The sequence below is a fragment of the Paraburkholderia sp. BR10882 genome (assembly GCF_040948855.1).
GTDB lineage: Bacteria > Pseudomonadota > Gammaproteobacteria > Burkholderiales > Burkholderiaceae > Paraburkholderia > Paraburkholderia nodosa_A.
On sequence record NZ_JBFPKP010000074.1, the window covers coordinates 1 to 347 of the forward strand.

At 66.3% G+C, this 347-nt stretch carries 1 protein-coding gene; it reads right to left on the reverse strand.

Annotation, left to right across the window (positions count from 1 at the left end; translation table 11 throughout):
• A partial coding sequence (locus tag AB3X99_RS40965; RefSeq protein ID WP_368662076.1) for an FAD-dependent oxidoreductase occupies positions 1–347 on the reverse strand: 347 nt, incomplete at both ends.

Consider the following 347-nt stretch of genomic DNA (forward strand, 5'->3'; position numbering starts at 1 on the left):
CCCACGCCACTTCCGGATCGGTGTAAGCCACCGAAGGAATCTGCAGCGCGTCGAAGTACGCCTTCTCGCCGTGCGCCGCTTCCGCCGCCACGTGGCCTTCATGCACGGCCTTGTGCGCGAGCATCGGCTGGCCGACCACATCCCCGATCGCGAAGATGTGCGGGACGTTGGTGCGCATCTGCTTGTCGACTTCGATGAAGCCGCGATCCGTCACCGCTATGCCCGCCTTGTCCGCGCCGATCTTCTTGCCGTTGGGCGAGCGGCCCACGGCGACCAGCACGAGGTCGTAGCGTTGCGGCTCGGCCGGCGCCTTTTCGCCCTCGAACGACACATAGATGCCGTCGTCC